Annotated in this window: 19 protein-coding genes; 6 read left to right on the top strand and 13 right to left on the bottom strand. The window is 75.3% G+C overall.

Annotated elements, in window-relative coordinates:
* Positions 1–5 precede the first annotated feature (5 nt).
* From AB0O09_RS00500 to AB0O09_RS00480, 5 genes are all read right to left on the bottom strand, one after another.
* Complete coding sequence (locus AB0O09_RS00500; protein WP_363538697.1) at positions 6–4196, bottom strand: HAMP domain-containing protein; 4191 nt, start codon at positions 4194–4196, stop codon at positions 6–8.
* Positions 4197–4321: 125 nt separating this feature from the next.
* Complete coding sequence (locus tag AB0O09_RS00495) at positions 4322–4756, bottom strand: ATP-binding protein (RefSeq protein ID WP_363538695.1); 435 nt, start codon at positions 4754–4756, stop codon at positions 4322–4324.
* Positions 4753–5145, bottom strand: a complete 393-nt coding sequence (locus AB0O09_RS00490; protein ID WP_363538693.1) for an STAS domain-containing protein — start codon at positions 5143–5145, stop codon at positions 4753–4755. The genes AB0O09_RS00495 and AB0O09_RS00490 overlap by 4 nt, the downstream gene beginning before the upstream one ends.
* A gap of 90 nt (positions 5146–5235) precedes the next feature.
* Positions 5236–7707 (bottom strand): SpoIIE family protein phosphatase, encoded by a 2472-nt coding sequence (locus AB0O09_RS00485; RefSeq protein ID WP_363538691.1) that lies wholly within the window; start codon positions 7705–7707, stop codon positions 5236–5238.
* A gap of 196 nt (positions 7708–7903) precedes the next feature.
* Complete coding sequence (locus AB0O09_RS00480; protein ID WP_363538689.1) at positions 7904–8812, bottom strand: SigB/SigF/SigG family RNA polymerase sigma factor; 909 nt, start codon at positions 8810–8812, stop codon at positions 7904–7906.
* Between the two features lie 408 nt (positions 8813–9220).
* Between AB0O09_RS00480 and AB0O09_RS00475 the strand changes: the two genes are divergently transcribed.
* Complete coding sequence (locus AB0O09_RS00475) at positions 9221–9532, top strand: DUF3040 domain-containing protein (RefSeq protein ID WP_363538687.1); 312 nt, start codon at positions 9221–9223, stop codon at positions 9530–9532.
* A gap of 49 nt (positions 9533–9581) precedes the next feature.
* On the opposite strand, the gene AB0O09_RS00470 is transcribed toward AB0O09_RS00475, so the two are convergent.
* From AB0O09_RS00470 to AB0O09_RS00440, 7 genes are all read right to left on the bottom strand, one after another.
* On the bottom strand, positions 9582–10244 hold the full coding sequence (locus tag AB0O09_RS00470) for an HAD family hydrolase (protein WP_363538685.1): 663 nt from the start codon (positions 10242–10244) through the stop codon (positions 9582–9584).
* A 95-nt stretch (positions 10245–10339) separates the two neighbouring features.
* A complete protein-coding gene (locus AB0O09_RS00465; RefSeq protein WP_363538683.1) occupies positions 10340–10849 on the bottom strand; it encodes a hypothetical protein in 510 nt (169 codons plus the stop codon).
* Positions 10850–10930: 81 nt separating this feature from the next.
* A complete protein-coding gene (locus tag AB0O09_RS00460; protein WP_363538681.1) occupies positions 10931–11404 on the bottom strand; it encodes an ATP-binding protein in 474 nt (157 codons plus the stop codon).
* A 241-nt stretch (positions 11405–11645) separates the two neighbouring features.
* On the bottom strand, positions 11646–13160 hold the full coding sequence (locus AB0O09_RS00455; RefSeq protein WP_363538679.1) for an MFS transporter: 1515 nt from the start codon (positions 13158–13160) through the stop codon (positions 11646–11648).
* A 70-nt stretch (positions 13161–13230) separates the two neighbouring features.
* Positions 13231–14412, bottom strand: coding sequence for a permease (locus tag AB0O09_RS00450; RefSeq protein WP_363538677.1), 1182 nt, complete (start codon positions 14410–14412; stop codon positions 13231–13233).
* Between the two features lie 72 nt (positions 14413–14484).
* Complete coding sequence (locus tag AB0O09_RS00445; RefSeq protein WP_363538675.1) at positions 14485–15822, bottom strand: deoxyribodipyrimidine photo-lyase; 1338 nt, start codon at positions 15820–15822, stop codon at positions 14485–14487.
* A gap of 182 nt (positions 15823–16004) precedes the next feature.
* Positions 16005–16712 (bottom strand): pyridoxamine 5'-phosphate oxidase family protein, encoded by a 708-nt coding sequence (locus AB0O09_RS00440; RefSeq protein WP_363538673.1) that lies wholly within the window; start codon positions 16710–16712, stop codon positions 16005–16007.
* 483 nt (positions 16713–17195) lie between these two features.
* Between AB0O09_RS00440 and AB0O09_RS00435 the strand changes: the two genes are divergently transcribed.
* Positions 17196–18056: a universal stress protein gene (locus AB0O09_RS00435; protein WP_363538671.1), complete on the top strand. Its 861-nt coding sequence runs from the start codon at positions 17196–17198 to the stop codon at positions 18054–18056.
* Between the two features lie 137 nt (positions 18057–18193).
* Here the strand turns inward: AB0O09_RS00435 and AB0O09_RS00430 are convergent, their stop codons facing one another.
* Positions 18194–19045, bottom strand: a complete 852-nt coding sequence (locus tag AB0O09_RS00430; RefSeq protein WP_363538669.1) for a LysR family transcriptional regulator — start codon at positions 19043–19045, stop codon at positions 18194–18196.
* A 203-nt stretch (positions 19046–19248) separates the two neighbouring features.
* Here AB0O09_RS00430 and AB0O09_RS00425 point away from each other — a divergent pair, with 203 nt between their 5' ends.
* The 4 genes from AB0O09_RS00425 (at position 19249) to AB0O09_RS00410 (ending at position 22287) form a co-directional block, all read left to right on the top strand.
* On the top strand, positions 19249–19944 hold the full coding sequence (locus AB0O09_RS00425; RefSeq protein ID WP_363538667.1) for an SDR family NAD(P)-dependent oxidoreductase: 696 nt from the start codon (positions 19249–19251) through the stop codon (positions 19942–19944).
* Positions 19945–20257: 313 nt separating this feature from the next.
* The gene (locus tag AB0O09_RS00420) at positions 20258–21424 is read left to right on the top strand and encodes an MFS transporter (protein ID WP_363539239.1); all 1167 of its coding nucleotides are present in this window, start codon (positions 20258–20260) and stop codon (positions 21422–21424) included.
* Positions 21425–21499: 75 nt separating this feature from the next.
* Positions 21500–21835 carry a YnfA family protein gene (locus tag AB0O09_RS00415; protein ID WP_363538665.1) on the top strand — a complete coding sequence of 112 codons (336 nt, stop codon included), beginning with the start codon at positions 21500–21502 and terminating at the stop codon, positions 21833–21835.
* A gap of 38 nt (positions 21836–21873) precedes the next feature.
* Positions 21874–22287, top strand: a complete 414-nt coding sequence (locus tag AB0O09_RS00410) for a hypothetical protein (RefSeq protein ID WP_363538663.1) — start codon at positions 21874–21876, stop codon at positions 22285–22287.
* Positions 22288–22297 lie beyond the last annotated feature (10 nt).

The raw sequence follows: 22297 nt of genomic DNA, 5'->3' as shown, positions 1-22297 counted from the left end.
GAGGGTCAGCCGTCCAGCCAGTGGAGGATCCGGGCGAGCAGGTACTCGGTGTCGACGGGCTTGGTGATGTAGTCGTTGGCGCCGGCCGCGAGGCTGCGGGCCCGGTCGCCGGGCATCGCCTTGGCGGTGAGGGCGATGATCGGGACGTCCGCGGTGCCGCCCTGTCTGCGGATCTCCGCGGTCGCGGTGTCGCCGTCCATCTCCGGCATCATCACGTCCATCAGGACGATGTCGGTCTCGGGGTGGCCGCGCAGCACGTCGAGGCCGGTCCGGCCGTTCTCGGCGTGCAGGACGCGCGCCCCGTGCAGTTCGAGCATGCCGGTGACGGCGAAGACGTTCCGGGTGTCGTCGTCGACGATCAGGACGGTGCGGCCGGCCAGCCGGGCGCGGTGCACGGGCGCCGGGGCGGGCGGGGCGGGCGGGGCGGCGGGCGCCTCCTCGGGCGGGGCCGTCGCCGTCCTGATCCTCTCGCGCAGGTCGTCGAGGCCGGCGGCCGTCGGCAGGTCGGGGGTGTCCGGCCGGTCGGGCCGGTCCGGGTCGGGGGACCGTTCGAAGTGGCCGATCACCGCGGGCCCGTCCGCGCGCAGGACGTCGAGGACGGGGCGCAGCCGCTCGCCGGGCAGGTCGAGGTCGACGACGGCGCAGTGCCACGGGCCCCGGTCGAGCGCGGCGCGCAGTTCTTCGGCGTCGCCGACGGTGCGGATCTCGGCGGGCGGGTCGCGGCGGGCGGTGGCGCTGGTCGCGACGGCGGTGAGCAGGCCGGAGGGGTCGGCCTCGACGACGAGCAGCCGGGCCGGGCGCGGCGGGGCGCTCTCGGCGGACTCCCCGAGTGCGGCGCCGGGCAGGTGCAGGGTGAAGCAGCTGCCTTCGCCGAGGGTGCTGCGGGAGGTGATGGTGCCGCCGAGCAGGTGGGCGAGTTCGCGGCTGATGGACAGTCCGAGGCCGGTGCCGCCGTAGCGGCGGCTGGTGGTGCCGTCCGCCTGCTGGAAGGCGCCGAAGATGGACTCCAGGTGCTGCTCGGCGATGCCGATGCCGGTGTCGGTGACCCGGAAGGCGAGGCTGCCGGGCGGCACCGAGCCGTCGGCGGTGCTCTCCTCCGGGCTGGAGGGTTCGATCCGCAGCTCCACCCGGCCGCTGTCGGTGAACTTGACGGCGTTGGAGAGCAGGTTGCGCAGGATCTGCCGCAGCCGTGCCTGGTCGGTGTGCAGGGTGTCCGGCAGGCCGGGTGCGGTGACGACGGTGAAGTGCAGTCGCTTCTGTCCGGCGAGCGGCCGGAAGGTCGACTCGACGTACTCGAGGAGTTCGCGCAGCGGGAAGCGCTCGACGTGGATGTCCATCTTGCCGGCCTCGACCTTGGAGAGGTCGAGGATGTCGTTGATGAGCTGCAGCAGGTCGGAGCCGGCGGAGTGGATGATCTCGGCGTACTCGACCTGCTTGACCGTCAGGTTGCCGGCCGGGTTCTGGGCGAGCAGCTGGGCGAGGATGAGCAGGCTGTTGAGCGGGGTGCGCAGCTCGTGGCTCATGTTGGCGAGGAACTCGGACTTGTACATGGAGGTGCGGGCGAGCTGCCGGGCGCGTTCCTCCAGTTCCCGGCGGGCCTGCTCGATCTCCAGGTTCTTGGTCTCGATGTCGCGGTTCTGGGCGGCCAGCAGGTCGGCCTTCTCCTCGAGTTCGGCGTTGGAGTCGCGCAGTTCCTGCTGGCCGTTCTGGAGTTCCTCGGAGCGGGCGCGCAGTTCGGCGGTGAGCCGCTGGGACTCCTCCAGGAGTTCGTCGGTGCGGGCGTTGGCGAGCAGCATGCTGAGGTTGGCGCCGAGGGCCTCGGTGAACCGGTCGAGGAAGTCGCGGTGCACCGCGGTGAAGGGGTGCAGGGAGGCGATCTCGAGGACGCCGAGCAGTTGGTCCTCGACGGTGATCGGCAGGACGACGAGGGCCCGCGGCGGGGCGGCGCCGAGGCTGGAGGAGACGGCGGTGTAGCCGTCGGGGAGGTCGGTGACGGCGAGCGGACGCCGGGTCAGGGCGGCCTGGCCGACCAGCGACTCGCCGGGCCGCAGCCGGGGCGGGCTGTCCCCGGCGGGCCGTCCGTAGCTGCTGACCAGGGCGAGTTCGGGGCCGTCGGGGGTGTCCTCGGCGAGGTAGAAGGTGCCGTACTGGGCGCCGACCAGCGGGGTGAGCTCGTTCATGATGAGGTCGGCGACGACGGTGAGGTCGCGGTGGCCCTGGACGAGGGCGGTGAGCCGGGCGAGGTTGGTCTTCAGCCAGTCCTGTTCCTGGTTGGCGCGGGTGGTCTCGCGCAGCGACTCGACCATGGTGTTGATGTTGTCCTTGAGGTCGGCGACCTCGCCGGAGGCGTCGACGGTGATCGACCGGGTGAGGTCGCCCTCGGCGACGGCGCCGGTGACCTCGGCGATGGCCCGGACCTGCCGGGTGAGGTTGCCGGCCAGTTCGTTGACGTTCTCGGTGAGGCGCTTCCAGGTGCCGGAGACGCCCTCGACCTCGGCCTGGCCGCCGAGCCGGCCCTCGCTGCCGACCTCGCGGGCGACCCGGGTGACCTCGGCGGCGAACGAGGACAGCTGGTCGACCATGGTGTTGATGGTGGTCTTGAGCTCCAGGATCTCGCCGCGGGCGTCGACGTCGATCTTGCGGTTGAGTTCGCCGCGGGCGACGGCCGTGGTGACCTGGGCGATGTTGCGGACCTGGCTGGTCAGGTTGTGCGCCATGAAGTTGACGTTGTCGGTGAGGTCCTTCCAGGTGCCGGCGACGCTGGGCACGGTGGCCTGGCCGCCGAGGATGCCCTCGGTGCCGACCTCGCGGGCGACCCGGGTCACCTCCCCCGCGAACGCGGAGAGCGTGTCGACCATGGTGTTGATCACGTCGGCGAGCGCGGCGACCTCGCCCTTCGCCTCGACGGTGATCTTCTGGCTGAGGTCGCCGCGGGCGACGGCGGTGGCGACCTGGGCGATCGAGCGGACCTGCCCGGTCAGGTTGGACGCCATCACGTTGACGTTGTCGGTGAGGTCCTTCCAGGTGCCGGAGGCTCCGCGGACGGTGGCCTGGCCGCCGAGGTTGCCCTCGGTGCCGACCTCGCGGGCGACCCGGGTCACCTCGTCCGCGAAGGCGGAGAGCTGGTCGACCATCGTGTTGATGGTCTCCTTCAGCTCCAGGATCTCGCCGCGCGCGTCGACCCGGATCTTCTGGCCGAGGTCGCCGCGCGCGACCGCCGTCGTCACCTCGGCGATCGAGCGGACCTGGGCGGTGAGGTTGCCGGCCATCGAGTTGACCGAGTCGGTGAGGTCCCGCCAGGTCCCGGACACGTCCCGGACGTCCGCCTGACCGCCGAGCCGGCCCTCCGTCCCGACCTCCCGGGCCACCCGGGTCACCTCCCCCGCGAACGCCGACAGCCGGTCGACCATCGTGTTCACGGTGTCCTTGAGCTCCAGGATCTCCCCGCGCGCCGCCACGCCGATCTTCTGCGTCAGATCGCCCTCCGCCACGGCGGTGGCGACCTGGGCGATCGAGCGGACCTGGGCGGTGAGGTTGCCGGCCATCGAGTTGACCGAGTCGGTGAGGTCCCGCCAGGTCCCGGACACGTCCCGGACGTCCGCCTGACCGCCGAGCCGGCCCTCCGTGCCGACCTCCCGGGCCACCCGGGTCACCTCCCCCGCGAACGCCGACAGCCGGTCGACCATCGTGTTCACGGTGTCCTTGAGCTCCAGGATCTCCCCGCGCGCCGCCACCTCGATCTTCTGCGTCAGATCGCCCTCCGCGACGGCGGTGGTGACCTGGGCGATGTTGCGGACCTGGCCGGTCAGGTTGCCGGCCATGGCGTTGACCGAGTCGGTCAGCTCGCGCCAGGTGCCGGAGACGCCCTCGACCTCGGCCTGGCCGCCGAGCCGGCCCTCGCTGCCGACCTCGCGGGCGACCCGGGTCACCTCGGCGGTCACCCGGGACAACTGGTCGGCCATGCCGTTGAAGACCTCGGCGATCTCGCCGAGCAGCCCGGGGCCGCCGTCCGGCAGTCGGGTCCCGAAGTCGCCGTCGCGGACGGCCGTCAGCCCGGCGAGCAGCCGGCGCAGGTCGTCCTCGGGCAGCGGCCCGGGGGCCTGCCCGGGGTCCGGTCCGGCGGAGCGCAGGAACCGGCCCGCGGACCGGTCGGGTCCGCCGGGGCCGTGGTGTTCGGGCGGGATCGGTCGGTTCATCGTCGTCCTCGGCACGGTGCGGCACGTCCGAACGGGTGTCCTCCACGTCCACTCTGCCACCGTCGGGGGGCCGGGCGCTCCGCCTCCGGGGCGCCCGTCCGCCGCGGGCGACGACGGGTGCGCGCTCAGTGGTCGTCCAGCGGTTGCTCGACTTCCAGCCACACGGTCTTGCCGGGCGGGCGCGGCACGCTGCCCCAGGACGCGGCCAGCCGGTCCACCACCCGCAGTCCGTGCCCGCCGGGCGATGACCGCGGGCGGTCGGTCTGCAGCACGGGCAGGTCGACGCTGTCGTCGGACACCTCGACCCGCAGTCCGCCGCCGGTGCGCTGCAGGACGAGTTCGCGCGGCCCGCCGGCGTGCAGGCAGGCGTTGGTGACCAGTTCGCTCACCATCAGCAGCACGTCCTCGGCCACCGCCAGGCGTTCGCCGTCGACGGCGGGCAGCCAGCCCCAGTCGTGCAGGGCCTCGCGGGTGAAGTCCCGGCAGTGCTGCACCGCGCCGCGGGACTCGTAGAGGGCCAGCCGCCGCACCTGCCCGGCCGGCCCGTAGGGCCCGGTCATCCACCGCCGCCCGGTCCGGGCCCCGCCTCGGCGGTGCTGTCGACCACCCGGAAGATCTCGCCGGCGCCGGTGATCTCCAGCATCCGCCGCACCATCGCGGTGGGGGCGGCGAGCACCACCTCGCCGCCGTCCGCCTGGGCCGACAGCCGGGCGCGCAGCAGCAGGTTCAGCCCGGTGGAGTCGCAGAACAACAGGCCGGAGCAGTCCACCACGACCAGGTCGGGAGGGTCGCGGAGCGCCCCGTCGAGGGCCTCCCGGAACGGCTCGGCGCTGTCGTGGTCGAGCTCGCCGGTCGGCGCCAGCACCCAGCGGCCGGCCGACCGGTCCACGGAGACGGTCAGCTGGTCGGCGCCCGCGGGTCCGCCGCGCGCCGCAGTGTCGGCGTCCATCGCCGGCTCCTCCCGTACGAGGGGGTGCTCACCTCCACCATAGGTCGGCGCGGGCCGCCGTCCCCGGCAGCGCCGTGCCGGCGGCCCCGGTCAGCCCAGGCGCAGCCCGACCAGGCAGGTGTCGTCGAGCGGGTTGGGGGCGCCGAGGCGGCGCAGCACGTGGTCGAGGCAGCCCTCGATGTCGTCGGCGCGGTAGTCGCGCAGTGCCTCGACCAGGCGGTGCACGCCCTGGCCGAGGTCGCCGCCGCGGCGCTCGACCAGGCCGTCGGTGTAGAGCAGCAGGGTGTCGCCGGGTTCCAGGCGCAGCCGGGCGGGGCGGTAGCGGGCGCCGGGCACCGCGCCGAGGAGCATGCCGTCGGGCATCTCCAGCAGCCGGGCCTCGCCGCCGCCGCGGGTGACGACGGGCGGCAGGTGGCCGGCCCGGGCCCAGTCGAGGGTGCGGGCGGCCGGGTCGAGGCGGCCGCAGACGGCGGTGGCGGTGTAGTTGCCGCGTTCGTGGCAGAGCATCCGGTTGAGCCGGGCGAGCAGTTCCTCGGGCGGTGCGCCGGTGTAGGCGAGGCCGCGCAGGGCGTGCCGCAGGTTGGCCATGCCGGCGGCGGCGGGCAGGCCGTGGCCGGAGACGTCGCCGACCACGACGAGCACGGTGCCGTCGGGCAGGGCGAGGACGTCCCACCAGTCGCCGCCGACCTTGTTGCCCCGCCCGGCGGGCAGGTAGCGGGCGGCGGTGCGCAGTCCGGGGGTGCGCGGGCCGGCCGGGGCGTCCATCAGGGCGCGCTGCAGGGCGACGACGGCCCGGTGCTCGGTGTCGGCGCGGCGGCGCTGCTCGGCGAGCCGGGTCCGGGTGCCGGCGAGGGCCTGCTCGGCGCGGCGCCGGCCGGTGACGTCCTGCACCACGCCGCGGACGGCGACGGCGGCGGAGCGGTCGAGGCCGGGGACGGCGGTGGCGAGCACCCGCAGGCTGCGCGCCTCCGCCTCCCGGCCGACCCGGAACTCCAGCGTGGTGTCGGCGGCCCCGGCGAGCAGTCCGGCGGCGGCGGAGCGGACCTCCTCGCGGTCGCCCGGTGCGACGGCGGCCAGGGCCTGGGCGAGGCCGATCCCGCCGCTGCCGTCGTCGGGCAGGCCGAGCAGCCGGGGGACCTCGGGCGAGCAGGTGAGCCGGGTGCTGCCCGGCTCCCAGCTCCAGGTGCCGAGCCGGGCGAGCCGCTGGGCCTGGGCGAGCTGGGTCTCCCGCCGGTCCCGCTCGTCGTGGGCGTGCCAGCTGACCAGCACGCCGTCCAGGAACGGCGTGGCGTGCAGGGTCATCGCGGAGGCCCGGACGGCGCCGCCGACGACCTCCTCGAAGCGTTCGGCACCGCCCTCGTACGGGACACCGGTGGCGGCGACCTCCAGCAGCCGGCCGAAGGTGCCGGAGGCGACCATGCCCGGGTACAGCTCGGTGAGCCGGCGGCCCACCATGTCGCCGGGGGTGCGGCCGGCCAGGTCGACGGTGGCCGCGTTGGCGTGCTCGACCCGCAGGTCGGTGACGCCGCCGCCGGTGTCGCGGACGGCGCCGAGGATCAGCACCGGGTCGAGCAGCGCGTCCAGCACGGCCCGGAACCACGGCTCGGCGACCGGCGCGGCCCGGCCGGGCCCGGCGGTGCCGCCCGCGCCGACCCGTTCCAGTTCGGCGGCGCAGAGCGCGGCCACCGCGGCGAGGTACCGCTCGGTGTCCGGATCGGGCCGGTACTCCTCGGCCCAGCCGAGCTTCATCGCGCCGATCACCCGGCCGCCGGTGCGCAGCGGCAGCGCGCACACCGTGCGGCCGGGGACGAGGTCCTCGCCGGGGACGTCGGGGTAGCGGGCCGCGAAGTCCTTGCGGGTGGCGACCCAGACGGGGGCGCCCGACTGGGCGGCCTCGGTGAGCGGCAGGGCGGTCATCGGCGGGATCCGCTGCCACTGGCTGAGCCGGCGCGCGGAGACTCCGTGGCTGCCGACCAGGCGCAGCGCGCCGTCGGGTTCGAGCAGGGCGAGGACGGCGGCGGTGACGCCGAGCGGGGCCAGGGCGGTGTCGTGCAGCAGCCGGGCGAGGTCCTCGGTGGTGCCGGCGGAGGCCAGCGCGGCCGCGGCGAGGTGGTAGCGGGCGGCGAGTCCGCGGGCGGGCAGCCCGTCGGCGGCGGGTTCCGGGGCGTCCGGGCCGGGGCCGGGCGTCGGACCGGGCGGCTCGACCGGCTCCGCGCCGGCGGCCACCGGGCCGGGGCGGTCCGGTCCGGCCGTCCGGTCCTCGATGGGGGCGGCGACGCCCACCACCTCGGCGGCGATCTCCACCAGCTTGCGGTTGGTGTCCTGGGAGAGCTGGACGAGCCGGTCGAAGGCCTGGTCGGGGGTGCCGCCCTCGCGCTCCGCGAGCATGCCCTTGGCCTGTTCGATGACGGCGCGGGTGCGCATGGCGGTCTGCAGGCCCTCGACCTCGGCCCGCAGCCGGTCGACGGTGGCCTGCAGCACGGACCGCTCGTCCGCCCCGGCGCCGTTGTCGGGCTCCGGGGCGGGCGGCGCCGCGGGGCGGTGTTCGGCGCGGCCTGCCACGGAGCCAGCGTAGCCCGGCGGCCGCGCCCGGCCCGCCCGAGCCGGTCATGGCGTTCGGGTGGTCCGCCCAGGGGCGCGGGTCCGCGCGATCCGGGCCGGTGTCACGGCGGCCCGGGCCCGAACGCGGTCCGTAGGGTGGCCCGCATCCTCGTTGCGCGGTCCCCGCGCCCCTCGAGGTGCACCCGCGGTCTTCGGGTCATCCGGTCGGGGCGGGCCGGCGGGCGCCGTCCGAGCCTGCGTCGTCCAGGCGTTCGCGCAGCTGGCGGAGCGTGGCGGCGAGGATGCGGGAGACGTGCATCTGGGAGACGCCGATCCGGGCCGCGATCTCCGACTGGGTGTGGCCGCCCCAGAACCGCAGCTTCAGCACCGTCCGCTCGCGCTCCGGCAGCTCCTGCAGCAGCGGGCGGACGGACTCCCGGAAGTCGACCAGGTCGAAGTCCGCGTCGCAGACGCCGAGGCGGTCCAGGAGGGAGCTGCCGGGCTCGTCCGGGCTGTCCTCGCGGAGCGCGTCCAGCGAGTCCGAGCGGTAGGCGCGGCCGGCGGTGAGGCCTGCGGCGACCTGGTCGGGCGCGAGTCCGAGCTCCTCGGCGAGCTCCTGCGGGGTGGGCAGCCGGCCGAGGTCCTGCTCCAGCCGGTCGGAGGAGCGCGCCACGGTCAGGTAGAGCTCCTGCAGGCTGCGCGGCACCCGCACCGGCCAGGTGGTGTCGCGGAAGAACCGCTTGACCTCGCCGGTGATCGTCGGGATCGCGTAGGTGACGAACTCGACGCCGCGCCGGTGGTCGTAGCCGTCCACCGCCTTGATCAGGCCGACCGTCCCGACCTGCAGGATGTCGTCCATGTCGGCGGCGCGGTGGCGGAAGCCCGCGGCGACGAAGCGGACCAGCGGCATGTTCAGCTCGATGATGGTGCCGCGGACGTAGCTGTACTCGTGGGTGCCGGGTTCGAGGGCGGCGAGGCGCTCGAAGAGCGCGTCGCTGAGGGCCCGGGCCTCGGCCTTGCCCATGGCCCGCATCTCCTGCTGGGTCGGGCGCGGGGCCGGGGCGGTGGTGGGTTCGACGGGCGCCGCAGGGGCGGCGGTGGTCGTGGAAGCGGCAACAGCGGACACGGGGAGTCATCTCCGTGGGGCGGGGGGACCGCAGGACGTGCGCGCACGGCGCAGCACGCTGCGGGGGTGGGACACCCGGCCGCCCGACGGCTTCAGACGGTGGCGCCCCGGCACGTCGAGGTGCCGGAATCCCCGACGGCCGAAGGCCACCGGGTCGTGGAGGGGGGCAGCTCGGGCCCGACACCTCCGTCTGGTCGTTCTACCCGCTCGGCGGGTCGCTAACCCCACACAGTGGATGAAACCGGAACGAGAACGACGAAAGGTGCGAATCCACTGGTCGGCTGCCCGCGGATCGGCGGTGTCCGGCGGGTCCGCCCGGGTAGGCGTGCAACGGATCCCCGGGCCCGGCGCGCCTCGGGAGGCGGAGCGACTTCCCCGGAGCCGCCGGGGCGGACGGAGGTGACGGCGGTGGACGGTCCCGACCTCTCCTGGCGTGAACGGCGGATACTCCGCCAGATAGAACTCCGGCTCGGCCAGGACGCGGACCTCGAACTGCGGCTCCGCACCATGCGGCTCGGTCGGTGGGACGGCGTCCGGCGGGCGCTGCGGCGGCTGCCGCCGTGCGCGCTGCTACTGGTCGCCGTGTGCGCGGTGGGGCTGGCCACCGCGGGAGTCCCGGCCGCGGCGGTGGCCCTGCGGACGGTCTGCGGGGCGGCGGCCGCGGTCGCCGTGTTCGTCCTGCTCCGGGGCGCCCGCCGACGCGCCCGCCGCGGGCGCTAGGACGTGACTTGAAAGGCCTACGGATGCCGCAGGGGGGCGCGTGGGACCGTCAGGCCCGGCCCAGGGCGCTGTCGTCGAGGGCTGTGAGCAGTGCGGCCGGATCGGCGTGGACCTCCAGGGCGCCGGCGGCGCGCAGCTCGCACTCCCCCACCCCGCCGCAGGTGACGGCGATGCACGGGACGCCGGCCGCCGCCGCGGCCTGGACGTCCCACCGGGTGTCACCGACGAACAGGGCCTGGCCGGGGCCTGCCTCGGCCCGGTCGAGGGCCGCGTGCACCAGGTCGGGGGCGGGTTTGGAGGTCTCGACGTCGTCGGCGCCGGTGGCCGCCCAGAGCACGTCCTCGGCCCCGAGCACCCGCCGCATCACCTCCAGGTCGCGTCCGGAGGCCGAACTCGCCAGCACCACCCGCCGTCCGCGTGCGGCGACCTCGCGGAGCAGGTCCGCCGCGCCGTCGAAGGCCCGCAGCCGGGGCCAGAAGCGGGCGTAGAGCGCCTGCTGGGCGGCGCTGATCGCGTCGTCCTGCGCGTGGTCCCGGTCGGTGCCGAGCAGGTGGTCGAGCAGGTGGTCGCCGGCCATGCCGATCGCCCGGTGGATGCGCGCGGTCGCCGGCTCGTACCCGAACTGGGCGAGCGCCTCCGACCAGGCGGCGGTGTGCAGGTAGTTGGTGTCGAGCAGCGTTCCGTCGACGTCGAAGAGGGCTGCGGACGGCATGCTCTACTCCCTCCAGAGGGCCGGCGCGGGGACGGGCGCGGGCATGCGCAGCGTACGGCGCACGCCCGCGCCCGGCGTCCCGGACGTGCCGGGGCTCAGTGGCCGAGGCGGTGGATCAGACCCTGCCTCCGCTTCGGCTGCGGCTGCGGCTGCGGGGCGGGCTCGGCCGCCGTGTCGTCGGCCCGCAGCCCGGTGGTGGTCGGGGCGTGCGTCCCGGGGTCGGCCGGGCCGCCCGTGGCGCCGCCGAGCGGTGCCCGGTCCGCGTACGGCTGCGGCTCGGGCGCGGCGGCGTAGGGCTGGTCGGTGTACGGCCCGGTGGTGGCGGGCTCCGCCGGGGCGGCCGCGGCGCGGGCCCGGCGGGAGGTGCGCAGTTCGGCGCTGCGGCGGCGGTGCCGGCGGCTGCCGGCGGCCACCAGCAGGCAGCCGAAGACGAAGATCAGGGTCAGCGCGATCCCTGCGAGGAAGACCGCGAGGCTGTTCATGGTGGCGATGTGGTTGCCGAGCACGGCCACCGTGGTGGTCGGTCCGCCGTCGAGGTTGTCGGCGATCAGCAGTCCGGTGAAGGCACCGGTCGCCGCCAGCAGCAGGAGTCCGAGCGCGAGCATCGGCTGTCTCCTTTCGGGCTTGCGGGGGAGGTTCCCCCACCCGCGTCTGCCCCGGCGCCGCCGTCCGATGCACGGGCCGGGTCAGTGGTGCTCCTCGCCGGCCGGCCCGTCCTGGCCGGCGAGGCTGAGGTCCGCCCAGACGGTCTTGCCGTGGTGGTGCGGGACGACCCCCCAGCCGGTGCTCAGCCGGTCGACGATGTGCAGCCCCCGGCCGCCGGGCCGGTTGGCGGCCTCCAGCGGTTCGCGGGGGGCGGGGCTGCCCGGTCCGCCGTCGAAGACCTCGACCCGGGCGGACGGGCCGTCCCGCACCAGGGTGAGTTCGATCGGGCTGCCGCCGTGCAGGAGGGCGTTGGAGAGCAGTTCGGAGACCACCAGCAGCATGTCGGCACGGCGCTCCTCGCCGCCGGGACGCCCCCACTCGTCGAGGACCCTGGTGGTGAAGTCGCGGCCCGACCGGATGTCCCCGGGTGCGCCGAAGTAGCACCGGCGGCGTTCGGAGACGGTCCGTGCGGCCCCGGCGGTGTGCCGTGGCCGACCTGCGGCGCCCTTCGCCATGTGCTCATCCCGTCGACCGTGTCCGACCACTGTGTGCGCTGCTCCCGTCGGAGCGGCTGTCCCCCGCCCGCGGCTGCCGTCCGGCGGCCGCGGTCCGGTCCGCCGCGGCCGGAGGGGCTCCGTTCCGCGTCTGCCCGGCTCAGCCGGGAAGAACCCGGCCGGGCGGGGGACCGCGGGTGGCGCGGTCGCCGTCCGGCCGGACCGGTGCCGCGCACCGGTGTCACGGCCTGCCGCCCCGCCGTCAGGAAGGCCCGGCGGCCGCGGCCTGCACCTGGCTGAGCGGCGCGGCGAGCGACTCCAGGCTGCGGCGCTCGGCCTTCACCCCGATCGCCGCCTCGACGAGTCCCGCCACCACCATCAGTGCGGCGCCGATCGAGAAGGCGAGCGTGGTGTCGGCGGTCTTGCCGCTGCTGACCAGGCCGTTGAAGAGCAGCGGTCCGGTGATGCCGCCGATCGCGGTGCCGACGGCGTAGAAGAACGCGATGCACAGCGCCCTGGTCTCCAGCGGGAAGATCTCGCTGACGGTCAGGTAGGCGGCGCTGGCGCCGGCGGAGGCGAGGAACAGCACGGCCGTCCAGCACACCGTCATGGTCGTCGCGTCGAGCGTGCCCTGCTGGAAGAGGTAGGCCGTCAGGAAGAGCAGCACGCCCGAGCCGATGTAGGTGCCGGCGATCATCGGTTTGCGGCCGACCGAGTCGAAGAGGTGGCCGAGCAGCAGCGGTCCGAGGAAGTTGCCGACGGCGATGACGGCGAAGTAGTACCCGGTGTTGCCGTCCGGGACGTCGAAGAACGTCGTCAGGATCACCGCGTAGCCGAAGGTGACGGAGTTGTAGAGGAAGGCCTGGCCGACGAAGAGGGCGAGGCCGAGGATCGTCCGCCGCGGATAGGTGGAGGTCACCGTCCGGGCGATGGTGATGAACCCGAGCGCGCCCCTGGGCCTGATGGTGATCTCCTCGGTGGCGGGCGGGAGCTCCTCCCCGGTCTCCTCCGCGACCGTCCGTTCCACGTCGTCCACCAGACGTTCGGCCTCCTCGGCGCGGCCGTGCGTGAAGAGCCAGCGGGGGCTCTCCGGGACGTGCCGCCGCACCAGCAGGATGACGAGGCCGAGAACGACGCCGAGGGCGAAGGAGAGCCGCCAGCCGACGTCGGTCGCGAACAGCGCGGTGTTCAGCAGGGCGATCGAGGCGAAGGCGCCGATCGCGGCACCGATCCAGAAGCTGCCGTTGATGATCAGGTCGACCCTGCCGCGGACCCTGGCCGGGATCAGCTCGTCGATCGCCGAGTTGATCGCCGCGTACTCGCCGCCGATGCCGAAGCCGGTGAAGAACCGGCAGAGGAAGAAGAACCAGGGCGTCCAGGCGAGGGCGGTGACGGCGGTCGCCGCGAGGTAGACGCCGAGCGTCACCATGAAGAGCTTCTTCCGGCCGAGGCGGTCGGTCAGCCAGCCGAAGAAGAGGGCGCCGCTGCACGCACCGGCGACGTAGAGGGCCGCCGCGGTGGTGGTCACCTGGGCGGCGCTGATGTCGATGCCGCTGCCCGACTCGGCCAGCCGGGAGGCCATGTTGCCGACGATGGTGACTTCGAGGCCGTCCAGGATCCAGACCGTCCCGAGGCCGATGACGATGCGCCAGTGCCAGCGCGACCAGGGCAGCCGGTCCAGGCGGGCCGGCACGTTCGTCCTGATCGTGCCCTTCTGCGGGCTGCTCGCCCGGTCGGCACGGGTGGCGCGCCCCGGGGGTGGCACAGACTCGGCCATGATCGACCTCCGTTCGCTGCCGCGGGGCCGGCGGCCCCGATCGGGACGCGCCTGCCCCGCCGGAGCGCGATCACACGGGGGGACCCGCCCCGGGGACGGTGCCGTGCCCGTGCCGCGCCGCGTCGGGGCCGCCGCCCATCGCCCGCAGCATTCCGGCGCCGCCGGTGCGCAGGAAGCGGACCATCAGCACCGCGGCGAGCAGCAGGAAGGCGATGTTCAGCCAGGTGGTGTAGTCCCAGCGGACCCCTTCGGAGGGCACGGTGGCGTCCGCCTGGTCGGGGATCAGGCCGAGCGCGCCGAAGACGACCTCCACGGCGTACCCGGCGGCGACCGTCGCGGTGTAGAAGGTGGCGAGCAGGAAGAGCGTCGTCCGGCGTCCGTAGTACTTCCGGTAGATGTTGAGGATCGGCAGGATCAGCAGGTCGGCGAAGATGAACGAGACCACGCCGCCGAAGCTGATGCCGCCCTTCCACAGGACCACCGCGAGCGGCACGTTGCCGATCGAGCAGACGAACGAGGCGACGGCCACCACCGGACCGATCAGCGGGCCCCAGATCTTCGCCGCGACGGGGTGGCCGGTGAAGAAGAAGGCCTCCCAGAAGGAGTCCGGCACCCAGGCGGCGACCGCCCCGGCGATCAGCAGGCCGAGGACGAGGTCCCGCAGGATCGCGGCCCACTCCATCACGAAGACGTGCGAGACCGAGGTGAAGCCCTCGGGCGAGGCCAGCCGCCGGAGGAAGCCGCCGTCGCGGCGCACGCCCATGTCCATCGCGGCGTGGCCCTCCATCGAGCCGGCCGCCCCGCGGTCGGCGTGCTCCCGCGCCTCCCGGACCATCGGCGCCCGGAGGAACCGCCGGAAGAGCACCGCCAGCACCACGATCATGATCGGGCCGCCGGTGAACTCGGCCGCCGTGAACTGCCATCCCATCAGCAGCGCCAGGATCACCCCGAGTTCGACGACCAGGTTGGTCGAGGCGATCTCGAAGGCCATCGCCGCGGTGAAGTCGGCGCCCTTGCGGAACAGCGAGCGGGCCAGTGCGACGGCGGCGTACGAGCAGGAGGAGGAGGCCATGCCGAGCCCGGAGGCGAGCGCCAGCGTCCGCGGCCGGTCGTCGCCCAGTGCCCGGGCGACCGTCTCCCGGTGGACCACCGCCTGGACGACCGCCGACAGCAGGAAGCCGAGGATCAGGGCCCAGGTGATCTCCCAGGTCATCGCGCCGGTGATCTCCAGCGCGTGCAGCACGGCGTCCATTCGGCCTCGCAGGTCGGGCGGTCGGCGGGTGGTCCAGGGGCGGGTGGTCCAGGGGCGGCCGGGCCGGCCCGGTCAGTCCAGGCCCCGGCCCCGCCGCAGTCGCGCCGCCACCTCGCCCGGGTCGACCAGGGGCGCCGGGTAGTCGGCCGGCGGACGCTCCAGCAGCCAGGGCCGGTGGACGGATCGGCCCCGGAGGTGGGCGAGTTCGGGCACCCACCGGCGTACGTAGGCGCCGTCCGGGTCGAGCCGGTCGGCCTGGGTGAGCGGGTTGAGCACCCGGTTGGGCCGGGTGTCCGTGCCGGTGCCGGCCACCCACTGCCAGTTGAGCTGGTTGTTGGCGAGGTCGCCGTCCACCAGCAGGTGCAGGAAGTGCCGGGCTCCGGTCCGCCAGTCCTGGTACAGCGTCTTGGTCAGGAAGGAGGCGGTGAGCAGCCTGGCCCGGTTGTGCATCCAGCCCTCGTGGGCGAGTTGGCGCATCCCGGCGTCGACCACGGGGAAGCCGGTGCGGCCCTGCCGCCAGGCCTCGGCCTCGCGGGAGTCCTCGCGCCACCGGTCGCCCTTGCCGCGGTAGTCCTGCCAGGCGGCGTCCGGCCGGGCGGCGAGCACCTGGTGGTGGAAGTCCCGCCAGACGAGCTGCCGGACGAAGGCCTCCGCGCCGGGGCCGCCGTGGCGTTCGGCGAGGTCGACCAGCTCGGTCGCGGAGAGGCAGCCGAAGTGCAGGTAGGGGGAGAGACGTGACGTCCCGTCGGCGGCCAGGTCGTCGTGCACCTCCTCGTAGGCGGTGACGTCCCAGGCCTTCCAGCGTCTGCGGGCCTCGGTCTCCCCGCCGGGCGGCAGGCCCGGCGAGTCGGCGCGCTCGGGGCGGATCGCGTCCGGGTCCGTCCCGGCGAGGCCCGCGGGGGTGCGCAGGCTCCGCGGTGCCCGGTGCGGCGGGCGGCGCGAACCGCGCTGCCAGGCCCGGAAGTACGGAGTGAAGACGGCGTAGTGGTCCTTGCCGGCGGGCGCGGCTGCGCCGGGCACGAGGGCGGTGAGGGAGCCGTCGTGCACGTGGAGGCGGTCGCCGAGGTGCTTCCGCAGGGCGCTCTCGCGGCGCCGCGCGAAGGAGCTGACGCCGGCGGCGACGTGGACGGCGATCGCGCCGGTCTCCTCCGCGAGGCGCGCCGTCTCGGCCGCCGCGGAGCCCCGCCGGATCAGCAGCCGCCCGCCGATCCGGCGGAGCGAGGCGTCGAGGTCGGCCAGGCAGTCCGCGAGGAAGGCCCGGCGGTTGGGGGCGGCGAATCCGGCCGCCTCGACGCCGGGGTCGAGCACGAAGAGCGGGACGACCTCGTCGGCGCTGCGGGCGGCGGCGTGCAACACCGGGTTGTCGTGCAGGCGGAGGTCCTGGGTGAGCAGGGCGATGGCGATCGTCATGGCCCGGCCAGGCTAGGCCCTCCCGTTCGGATCGTGTCGGATCGGCACGCGGTGGTGGGCGCCCGGAGTCGCGCGCCCGGCAGGATCCGTGGGATCCGTGGGATCCGTGGGAGAGGGCCTGTCGATCGGAGCGGCCGTGCCGGTGGTGGCCGGGCGGCGTGCCTCCCGTGCGGCGGCCGGGCTCAGAGTGAGCCGACGCGGCGGCCGGTGACCCGGGTGGGCCGGATCCGGATCCAGAGCGGGTTGTCGCCGCCCGACCACGGTTCGGACCCGGGGTGCCCGGCGAGGCGGTCGACCTCCTCGTGCGCGGTCACGTGTTCGGCGGTGCCGGCCAGCAGCACGCTCCAGCCGCGGCTGAGCCGCTCGTCGATCCGGTCGATCTGGAAGGAGAGGGCGGTGCCGGAGTCCGGTGCGGCGGCGCTGTGCGGGACGGTCCGGTAGGCGACGGTGCCCGCGTCGACGACGTAGTTCACCGGGAGGACGGCGGGGCCGGGGCCGGCGGGGACGGCGACCCGGCCGACGCCGTGGTCGCCGATCCGGTCCCAGCACTCGCGGACGGTGAGCCGGACCAGCACGGGGTGCTCCGGGGCCGCGGCCCGGCCCGGTGCCTCGTCGGTGCGGCCCTCGACGAGTTCGCGGCGGCTGAGCCCGAGGGCGCTCGCGAGACGGAGGAACCCTCCGGGGTCGAAGGCCGGTCCGGCTTCGGCGAGGTGCTGCAGGTAGCGGGTCGCCATCCCGGCCTTGGCGGCGAGTTCGGCCTCGGTCAGGCCCAGGGCGTCGCGGCGTTCGCCGATCCGGCGGGCGATCGCGGCGGGGTCCGGCTCGTCGGGGCCCTGCGACGGGTCCCCGTTCGGGTCGCGGCCGGGCTCGGGGCGGGCGTTGTCGTTCACGGCTGTCCTCCGGCGGGCACGGCGGGCGCACCGGGCGCGCGCTGTCGGCGGCCGGTTCCTCGGCCGTCTCGCCCCAGTAGAGCCCGGGGCCGCCCGGACCGCCAGGCTGCCGGGTCCGCCGGGGCGGCCGGTCCGCCGAACGGGGCCGGGCGGACGCGGTGGGTCGGTGCCCTGCCGTTGCGCTGCGGCGCGGTACCCCGGTAGGGCATTCGGTCCGCCCTCCCGGGTGACCCGAGGTACCCCGTGGCCGTACCGGTCGGCGTGGTTCGCCGGGGCTCGGCCTGGCGTCCCCCGGCCGTCGTCCGGGGAAGGGCCGTCCGGCCCTGTCTCCGATCGCGCGAGACTGGTGCGATGGGGCGCACGCGGCACGGGCGTACCCCGGCGGCGCGTTCCCGGCGCCGCCCGCCCCGTGCCCGCACGCCGTGCCCGCCGGCCCGGCCCGGCCGTACCGGCGCCGAACGATCGCACCACCGGGAGGATCCCGTGAACGGACCCGTCGTCGTCGGTTACGACGGCTCGGCCGAGAGCATCGCCGCCCTGCAGTGGGCGACCGTCGAGGCGGCGCTGCGCGGGCTGCCGCTGGAACTCGTCCAGGCCTGGCCGTGGCCCGAGCACCACGTCCTCGGCGGCGAGGACGCGAACCACTGGGTCCGGCAGCAACTGGCCGACCAGGAGGCCGCGGTACGGGCGTCCGCCGGCGACGTGGCGGTCACCTCGCGGCTGGTGCCCGACGCGCCCGCCGCCGCGCTGAAGGCCGCCGGCGAGAAGGCGTCCGTGCTGGTGCTGGGCTCGCGCGGGCTGAGCACGCTGCGCGGCTTCCTGGTCGGCTCGGTCAGCCAGGAGGTGCTGGCCGGGGCGCCCTGCCCGGTGGTGCTCGTCCGGGCCGGCGGCGGGGGCGGCCCGGCCCCGGCCCGCGGTGCCGTCGCCCTGGCGCTGGACCTCCGCCACGACTGCCCCGAGGTGCTGGACTTCGCCTTCCGGGCCGCCGCGCAGCGCGGGGTGCCGCTGCGGGTGCTGCACGCGGCCGGGCCGCCGGTGGGCAGCGAGTACATGGCCTTCGGCGCGATCGCGGCGATCTCCGCGGACCTGGCGTCGGCCGAGGAGCAGGCGCTCGCCGAGGCGTTGCAGCCGTGGCGCACCGAGCATCCGGACGTCGAGGTGGAGGCGACCGTGGTGCCCGGCAGCGCCGCGCTCGCGGTGGTGGAGGCCGTCGGCGAGGACGTCGGCCTGCTGGTGGTCGGCCGCCACGACCGGCGGGTGACCTTCGGCGGCCACGTCGGCCCGGTGACCCATGCGGCGATCCACCACGTCACCTGCCCGGTGGCGGTGGTCCCCTACCGTTGACGGGCCTGCCCGGCTTGTCCGAAGGGCGCTCGAACGGTCGGTTCAAGCGCGCGCGGGGGGTGCCCCCCGACCTCCGGCCGGAAGGCGCCTCCCGACGCGCCCCCGTGAGGCGCCCGCACGCCCTTGGAGGACAGGTCCTACTCGTCGGCGGCGGGGGCCGGGGCAGCGGCGCCGTCCGTGTGGGGGCGCAGGAGGAGGGCGGCGGCGAGGTCGAGGAAGTCGGCTGTGGGGCCGGTGCAGTCGTCCTGCGGCACGACGAGGCAGGTCTCGACCGGCTGGAGGTCGGTCACCGGCAGGTAGACGAGGTCCGGGCGGGAGTACGAGTCGGCGACGCCGGCGGGGACGAGTGCGATGCCCTGCCCGGAGGCGATGAGTTCGAACTTGCCCTCCAGCGTGGAGGTCCGCCGTTCCTTGCCGTCGAGGAGGGGCTCGCCGTCGAGGTCCGCCGTGGTGAGTGCGGGGCGCCCGGCCAGTGGATGCGTGACGGGCAGGCACGCCACCTTGGTCTCCCGGTCGACGGCGACGGTGCGCAGCGCCGTGTCGTCGAACGGCCGGCGGAGGTACGCGACGTGGACGCGGCCGTCGCGCAGCGGCGCGTCCCGCTCCCACCAGCGCAGCGGGAAGACGTCGACGGCGACGTCCGGGTGGCTCCGGGCGAAGGCCCGGACGGCGTGCGAGACGTGCAGGCCCGGTGCGAAGGCGACGACCAGGCGCTGTTCGCCGCGCGCGGCCTCGTGCACGCGGCGGACGGCCGAGTCCACCACCGCGGTGATCCTCCGCGCCTCCTCGTACAACCGCTGCCCGGCCGGGGTCAGTTCGACGCTGCGGGTGGTCCGTTCGAGCAACGGGCAGCCGAACTCCCGCTCGAAGACCCGGATCTGGCGGCTGAGGACGGGCTGGGCGATGAACAGGGCCCGCGCGGCCCGGCCGAAGTGCCGGTGTTCGGCCACCGCGACGAAGTAGCGGAGCTTCCGCAGGTCGAGATCCATACCCGGACGGTATCAATGCGGACCGAAGGGTATTGGACGGCCGGTCGGGCCCGTCGGAGACTCGGTGCACGACGGCCCGTCGGCGCGCGGTGACGCACCGACGACGGCCCGGCCGCCCGACGGGCGGCCCACCTTAACGGTTCGTCACCACTTCCGCGGAGTCGCCGCCGACGCGGCGCTCCCCACGCACGACGGGAAACGACATGACCGACACCCGCCCGACCGCCCTGATCGTCGGCGCCTCCCGGACCTTGGGCCTCGAACTGGCCGCGGAGTACCTGCGCCGCGGCTGGGACGTCGTCGGCACCGTCCGTGGCAGCCGGCGCACCGGTCTGCACGACCTGGCCGAGGAGTCCGGGGGCCGCCTCGCCGTCGAGTCGCTGGAGATGACCGACCCCGGGGGGATCACCGCCCTGCGCGGCCGGCTGGCGGGACGCACGCTCGACCTGCTCTTCGTCAACGCCGCCGTCACCCGCGGCGACCTCCCGATCGGCGACGTCCCGACGGAGATGTTCACCGAGGTGATGGCCACCAACGCGCTCGGCCCGATGCGCGTCGTCGAGTGGCTGCGCCCGCTGGTCGCCCCGGCCGGGACGATCGGCGTGATGTCCTCCGACCAGGGCAGCATCGCCCTCAACACCGACGGCGGGCAGGACCTGTACCGGGCGAGCAAGTCCGCGCTGAACCAGCTGATGCGCTGTCACGCCGCCCGGCACGCGGACGACCCGCGGACACTGTTGCTGATGGACCCGGGCTGGGTCCGCACCGGACTCGGCGGTCCGGAGGCCGAACTCGGTGTGGAGGAGAGCGTTCCCGGGGTGGTGGACACGATCGAGGCCCACCGCGGGAAGCCCGGACTCCGCTTCGTCGACCACCGCGGGCAGGTCGTGCCCTGGTAGCGGCCGCCACCGGGCGCTGCCGGGCCGGGGCGGGGCCGTCCCACGGGGTGGGCGAGGGCTGGGAGCCGCAACGAACTGCTGGTAGTAGTAGGCGCGTTCCACGCCGACAGTCGAGCGCCCCGCCTGCCCACCGTCCGTGAACGGAGATCAAGTGCCCGCCCCCATCGCCCCCGACGACAGTACCGACGCCCCCGCGGCGACCGCCGACCCCGACCTGCCCGCCGCCCCCGCGCCGGCGGTCGCCGACGGACCGACGGTCGCCGCCGCCCCGGCCGTGTCCGTTCCCGGCCTGCGGCTCAAGGCCGTGCTGCTGATGGCCGGCAGTTGCCTGCCGATCCTGGGCGCCGTCCTCATCGCCCCCGTCCTGCCCGGGATCCAGGACCACTTCGCCGCCACCCCCGGCGCCGACGCACTGGTGCCGGTCGCCCTGACGATCCCCGCCCTGGCGCTCGCCCTGCTCGCCCCGTTCGCCGGCGTGCTGATCGACCGGCTCGGCCGGCACCGGCTGCTGGTCGGGGCGACCGTCGCGTACGCGTTCGTCGGCACGGCGCCGCTCTGGCTCGACTCGCTCGGGGCGATCGTCGCCAGCCGGGCGCTCGTCGGCGTCACCGAGGCCGTCATCATGACCTGCTGCACCACCCTGATCGGCGACTACTGGAGCGGCCGTACCCGGGACCGCTACCTCGCCCTGCAGACGATGTGCGCCGCCGTCTCCGCCACCGCGTTCTTCGCGATCGGCGGGGCCGTCGGCTCGGCCGGCTGGCGGGCGCCGTTCTGGGCGTACGCGGTGAGCCTGCTGCTGGCGCCGCTGATGGCGACCGTGCTGCGGCCCGCGCCGAAGGCCGCCGCCGCTGCCACCGCTGTCGCGGACGCTCCGGCGGAGCCGGCCGGGCCGGGCGGCGACGAGGAACGGCCATTCCCCTGGCGGCGGTTGGCGCCGACCTGCGGACTGACGGTGTTCGGCGCGGTGGTGTTCTACACCGTGCCGGTGGAGACCTCCTACCTGCTGGACGACCTGGGGGTGACCGCACCGGCCGTGATCGGCGCGGCGACCGCACTGGCCAGTGCGGCCACCGTCGCCGGGGCGGCCGGCTTCGCCCGCTTCACGACCCGGGCGCAGCGCTTCCTGCCGCAGGTGCTGGCGCTCTGCGCGGCCGGATTCGTGCTGATGGCGGTCGCCGACCGGGCGCCGCTGCTGGTGGCCGGCGCCGTGGTCAACTGTCTCGGCACCGGCGTCCTGCTTCCGCTGCTGCTGACCCGGGCGATGGCCCTGCTGGACCACGCGGACCGCGGCCGCGGCACCGGTCTGTGGACGGCGGCCTTCTTCCTCGGCGAGTTCGCCTGCCCGCTCGTGCTGCTGGCCGCCGCCGCGCTGGTCGGCTCCCTGGCGGCGGCGGTGGGCGTCCTGGCCGCGGCGACGGCCCTGGTGGCCCTGGGCATCCACCTCAAGGACCGCCGCCCCGTCCCCGCCGCGGTCTGACGACGGGCCCGGCCCTGCCCGCCCGGGTGTGCACGCCCGGGCGGGCAGGGCCGTCGCCACGCATAGGGTCGGGCCATGACCGTCCTGCGTTCCGTCCTGCTGTTCCTGCTCGCCGCCCTGCTGGAGATCGGCGGCGCCTGGCTGGTGTGGCAGGGCACCCGGGAGCACCGCGGGTGGGTGTGGATCGGCGCCGGGGTGCTGGCGCTCGGCGCGTACGGCTTCGTGGCGACCCTGCAGGACGACGCGGACTTCGGCCGGATCCTGGCCGCGTACGGCGGTGTCTTCGTCGCGGGTTCGCTCGCCTGGGGCATGGTCGTGGACGGCTACCGGCCGGACCGCTACGACGTGGTCGGCGCCCTGGTCTGCCTGGCCGGGGTCGCCGTCATCATGTACGCACCGCGCGGGCACTGACCCGCCGGGCGCTGCCGCTGCCGGAGGTCCTGACGGCGGTGGACCGGCTGCTGGACGCCCGTCTCGCGGTCGAGGCCGCAGGCCTCGTCGCGGTCGACCTCTACGACGGCTCGATGCTGTACGACTTCGCGGCCCGCACCCTGCGGCTGGTCGACCTGGACGAGTACCGACCCGGGCCCTTCGTCCTGACGGAGGACCGGTTGCCGGGCTCGCGCCGCTACCTGGCACCGGAGCAGTGGACCCGGGGAGCCGTGGTCGACACCCGGTCGACGGTGTTCGCCCCAGGCCGGGCCGCCCGCCTGCTGCTGGACGCCGGCGACGAGGAACGCGCCTGGCCCGGCGGTCCGGCCGGTCTCGCGGTGATCGCCCGGGTCACCGACCCCGATCCGGCCGGGCGCCACCCGACCGTCGCCGCCCTCGCCACCGACTGGCGTGCCGCCGGGGGCCGTTGAGACCCCCGGC

The sequence above is a fragment of the Kitasatospora sp. NPDC093679 genome (assembly GCF_040683455.1).
Classification (GTDB): Bacteria; Actinomycetota; Actinomycetes; order Streptomycetales; family Streptomycetaceae; genus Kitasatospora; species Kitasatospora arboriphila.
This window is presented reverse-complemented; position numbering and strand designations above follow the sequence as displayed.

Excerpts from the sequence above, each read along its gene's own strand:
- AB0O09_RS00490 (WP_363538693.1), bottom strand. The coding sequence starts at position 5,145 with ATGGACGCCGACACTGCGGCGCGCGGCGGACCCGCGGGCGCCGACCAG.
- AB0O09_RS00445 (WP_363538675.1), bottom strand. The coding sequence starts at position 15,822 with ATGACGATCGCCATCGCCCTGCTCACCCAGGACCTCCGCCTGCACGAC.
- AB0O09_RS00425 (WP_363538667.1), top strand. The coding sequence starts at position 19,249 with ATGACCGACACCCGCCCGACCGCCCTGATCGTCGGCGCCTCCCGGACC.
- AB0O09_RS00460 (WP_363538681.1), bottom strand. The coding sequence starts at position 11,404 with ATGGCGAAGGGCGCCGCAGGTCGGCCACGGCACACCGCCGGGGCCGCA.
- AB0O09_RS00470 (WP_363538685.1), bottom strand. The coding sequence starts at position 10,244 with ATGCCGTCCGCAGCCCTCTTCGACGTCGACGGAACGCTGCTCGACACC.
- AB0O09_RS00415 (WP_363538665.1), top strand. The coding sequence starts at position 21,500 with ATGACCGTCCTGCGTTCCGTCCTGCTGTTCCTGCTCGCCGCCCTGCTG.
- AB0O09_RS00455 (WP_363538679.1), bottom strand. The coding sequence starts at position 13,160 with ATGGCCGAGTCTGTGCCACCCCCGGGGCGCGCCACCCGTGCCGACCGG.
- AB0O09_RS00465 (WP_363538683.1), bottom strand. The coding sequence starts at position 10,849 with ATGCTCGCGCTCGGACTCCTGCTGCTGGCGGCGACCGGTGCCTTCACC.
- AB0O09_RS00430 (WP_363538669.1), bottom strand. The coding sequence starts at position 19,045 with ATGGATCTCGACCTGCGGAAGCTCCGCTACTTCGTCGCGGTGGCCGAA.
- AB0O09_RS00495 (WP_363538695.1), bottom strand. The coding sequence starts at position 4,756 with ATGACCGGGCCCTACGGGCCGGCCGGGCAGGTGCGGCGGCTGGCCCTC.
- AB0O09_RS00420 (WP_363539239.1), top strand. The coding sequence starts at position 20,258 with ATGGCCGGCAGTTGCCTGCCGATCCTGGGCGCCGTCCTCATCGCCCCC.
- AB0O09_RS00500 (WP_363538697.1), bottom strand. The coding sequence starts at position 4,196 with ATGAACCGACCGATCCCGCCCGAACACCACGGCCCCGGCGGACCCGAC.
- AB0O09_RS00450 (WP_363538677.1), bottom strand. The coding sequence starts at position 14,412 with ATGGACGCCGTGCTGCACGCGCTGGAGATCACCGGCGCGATGACCTGG.